General features: G+C 33.2%; 4 protein-coding genes. 1 reads left to right on the top strand and 3 read right to left on the bottom strand.

What is annotated here, in order from left to right; all coding sequences use genetic code 11:
• Positions 1-195: 195 nt before the first annotated feature.
• Positions 196-816 carry an NAD(P)-dependent oxidoreductase gene (locus KI356_RS21235; RefSeq protein WP_212936368.1) on the top strand — a complete coding sequence of 207 codons (621 nt, stop codon included), beginning with the start codon at positions 196-198 and terminating at the stop codon, positions 814-816.
• A 25-nt stretch (positions 817-841) separates the two neighbouring features.
• Here KI356_RS21235 and KI356_RS21230 read toward each other — a convergent pair whose 3' ends face one another.
• The 3 genes from KI356_RS21230 to KI356_RS21220 all read right to left on the bottom strand — a co-directional run bounded on the left by KI356_RS21230 (position 842) and on the right by KI356_RS21220 (position 3,731).
• The gene (locus KI356_RS21230) at positions 842-1,324 is read right to left on the bottom strand and encodes a DUF456 domain-containing protein (RefSeq protein WP_071745511.1); all 483 of its coding nucleotides are present in this window, start codon (positions 1,322-1,324) and stop codon (positions 842-844) included.
• A gap of 1 nt (position 1,325) precedes the next feature.
• The gene (locus tag KI356_RS21225) at positions 1,326-2,633 is read right to left on the bottom strand and encodes a hemolysin family protein (protein WP_128279794.1); all 1,308 of its coding nucleotides are present in this window, start codon (positions 2,631-2,633) and stop codon (positions 1,326-1,328) included.
• Between the two features lie 210 nt (positions 2,634-2,843).
• Complete coding sequence (locus tag KI356_RS21220) at positions 2,844-3,731, bottom strand: hypothetical protein (RefSeq protein WP_128279795.1); 888 nt, start codon at positions 3,729-3,731, stop codon at positions 2,844-2,846.
• Between the last annotated feature and the right edge of the window lie 123 nt (positions 3,732-3,854).

Genomic DNA, 3,854 nt, shown 5'->3' with positions numbered 1-3,854 from the left:
ATTAGCCTTCACCAATCGGGCATTTACGGGCAGTTATCTCTCCCACCTAACTTCCTCGCATTCGCCGAATTTACGGCCTGTTAATGCGGGATAAATGGATAATAGAGCTTCCTCACATATACGAGGAAGTTTTTTGTTGTATATTTATATGTTTTACGGAAAAATAGAGAGAAAGAACTGAAGAGGGGATAGTATATGAAAGTATGTATATTAGGAGCGACAGGTAGAGTAGGATCACACATTATGAAATTGGCATTACAAGATTCATATGAAGTAACGGTATTAGTTCGTGATTTGAGTAGAGTGGAAACAGAGCATGAAAGGTTGCATATTATAGAGGGAAATGTATTAAATGAAAATGATATAAAGGAAGCAGTGAAAGAGTGTGATATTGTAATTAGTGCTCTTGGAACTGATCGGAATGGGACGTTAGAGAAGAGTTTACCGATTATCATAAAGCAAATGGAAGAAGAGGGCATAAAGAAAATTGTTACAATAGGAACTGCTGGTATTTTACAAGCGCGAACAAGCCCAAATATATATCGTTTCCAATCAAAGGAATCGAAAAGAAAAACAACAACAGCTGCGGAAGACCACTTAGCTGCTTATAAAGCACTACATAACAGTAATTTATGTTGGACTGTTGTTTGTCCGACCCATTTAATAGACGGTGATGTAACTGGGGTATATCGAACTGAAAAAGATATGTTGCCAGCAGATGGATCGAAAATTACAGTTGGTGATACAGCTCATTTTACATGGAGGTTACGTAATAAAAGCAAATATGAGAAAAGCCGAGTAGGTATTTCATATTAAAAAAACCATCCCAAAATAGGGATGGTTAAAAAATGATATAGCATACAAAGAAAATAATCATAATGATTTGGAGAATTGCTTTTGCTACCGTACTACTTAAAAAACCGACTACAGTTGCAATTCCGACTAAAAAGGCGTCTTTTGGCGCCTTTTTATGCATTAGTTCTGTTATAAATACCGATAAGAACGGTATGATAATAAGACCAAATGGCGGAAAGAAGAACGATCCGACAATGATAGAAATCATGCCGACACGTTCACCCCACTTAGAACTTCCGTATTTTTTTAGGAAATATCCATTTGCTATAAAATCAGCACCGAAAATGAAAAGTGTAAAAATGACTTGAATAATCCAAAAAGAAGTTGTTAGTTCTCCGCCATTTATACCAAAATGATAAATGAAATAGCCAGCCCATACTGCAAGAATGCCAGGAATAATGGGGTAAATAAAGGCAAGAAATGAAACAATGAAACAGGCGATGATACTAATTGTTAATAATACAGTCACTTTATATCTCCTTAATAGAATCTAATTTATGTACAGCAATTTTTTTAATCTGATGCCCATCAAGTTCTAATGCTTTGAATTGAAAACCAGCATATTCAACCGAATAGCCAGCCTCAATATTGAAATCGATTGCTTGAGAGAGAAGCCAACCACCAATTGTATCTAAATCACTATCATCAATATGCAGACCAAACATATCATTTACTTCAGAAATGAGTACTTTTCCATCTAAAACAGTAAGTTTTGGAGTGCGTTTTTCAATCATTGGTGATTCGTCTGTATCAAATTCATCTTGAATTTCTCCGATAATTTCTTCAAGAATATCCTCCATCGTTAAAAGACCAGCTGTCCCACCGTATTCATCCATAACAATTGCCATTTGTACGCGGTTCTTTTGAAGGTGGATTAACGTTTTACGAATGGGAACTGTTTCAAATACAGTTAAAACAGGATGTATGTACGCATCAAGCGGTTTGTAAATGCCTTTTGTTTGATTATGAAAAATCTCTTTCGTATTTATCATACCGATAATATCATCTTTATCTTTTTCAATAATAGGATAGCGTGTATATTTTTCAGTTGCAACGATTTCCATATTTTCTTCTAACGTATTTTCAGTAGATAAGCAAACCATTTCAGTTCTAGGTACCATAATTTCTTTAGCAACACGATCGTCAAATTCAAAAATATTATTTACATATTTATATTCGGTTTGATTAATTTCGCCGCTTTTATAGCTTTCGCCTAAAATGAGTCGTAGTTCTTCTTCGGAATGAGCAAGTTCATTTTCTTTTGCAGGTTCTAAACCGAATAATTTTGTGAAAAATACAGCTGAACTATTCAATACCCAAATAAATGGATACATAATTTTATCAAACAGAATAAGAGGTCTTGCAAATTTTAAAGTGATTGCTTCTGCTTTCTGGATTGCGAAAGACTTAGGAACTAACTCTCCTAATACAACATGGAAAAAAGTAATAATACTAAAAGCAATAATAAAGGATAACGTGTTAGCCGCCGTTCCAGTAATATTGATTTTTTCAAATAGTGGTCGTAGTAAATGTTCCACAGTTGGTTCACCAAGCCAACCAAGTCCTAGAGAAGTGATAGTAATACCGAGCTGACAAGCAGATAAATAAACATCTAAGTTAGATACAACGCTTCTTGCAGCTAATGCTTGTTTATTACCTTCATTAGCAAGCTGGTCAATTCGACTTTTTCGTACTTTTACGACAGCGAATTCTGAAGCAACAAAAAAACCAGAAATAAGGATAAGTATAAAGATGAGAAAAATATTTAATATGTCCAAGTGTGTTCTTTATTCCTAATTTGGAATAAAGATGTCACCTCCTGTAATTATGTTATACTTTTATAATAAATCCAAATGAAAAGATTAGTCAAAGAAAATGGGTAAATAATGGTAGGTTTTAATAGTAGTTTTTTAATTTGCTGTTATTTTGTCCGCTATATAAAAGGAATAACCGTCTACTTTTAATTTAAAGTAGACGGTTATTCTACGTTATGGTTTTGAAATACTTCTTGTTAAAGTGTATGTTTGCTGTTTATTGTAGTTTGTTGTCCATAGTGTTTGGAGAAAAGATAATACGCTGTATGGGATGTAAAGAAGTAATAAACCAATTGCGACAACTATAGGTGCATTTCCACCAAATTGAACGATAAATTGTAAGAGTCCGTTTACGTGAAAAACACATTCCATAAAAACAAATGAAAGAATAATGGAACTTAGAATGGATTTATGATTGGAAGTAAGCGCCATAAATAACGTATCAACAAGGAAGGCTGAATTTTTTATTTCGTATTCATTTGTATTATTTAAGAAAGGAAGCCATTTTTTTATTGCTTGCATAACGATTATCATGGAAGTACTACATACGATGATAAAAGATGAGAAGAAAGGAACCTTTATGAATTTCGCGATGTAGAGTAGTAGCAATAGTGCTGAACATTGTAATATTACAGTGCTAAAAGAATATGGTATCCAGCGTAATAAAGAAATGCACTTTCTTACTGATCTCGGTGTTTTTAAAAATAGATGACCGATCCCTAAACTAATAAAGAAACCGATTACAAGAGTGAATGTGAAACGAACGATTGATAAAAAATATATTTCCCATATGTAGGGGAATAGTGGTGACGAATGGCTAGAAGTATGTATCATATTTTGTGTATTTATAATCTGATTTGCTGAGAAAAGGATAGGTTCATGCATCCAATCGATTCTTGGAATTGAAATAGAAGAAAGTTGTGCAAAGTTATGAAAAATGCTAATAAATCCAGTTGTGTAAGAGTAATTATGTGTAATTAATAATGCTGGAATAGGACTTATGACAAAAATAATAAAAACGCCAACTATAAATTTACATATATGTGAGCGCAATAAGGACATATAACCACCTACTCTTAGAATATTCAGAAAATTCTTATTCTTATTTTAGCTTTTTTCAGGGGAAGTTACAATATATTTTTCTCGAAGTAAGTTAGGGGGAATATACTATACTGAGATTCAACA

The organism is Bacillus hominis (assembly GCF_018332515.1).
GTDB classification, from domain to species: Bacteria; Bacillota; Bacilli; order Bacillales; family Bacillaceae_G; genus Bacillus_A; species Bacillus_A hominis.
This window is presented reverse-complemented; position numbering and strand designations above follow the sequence as displayed.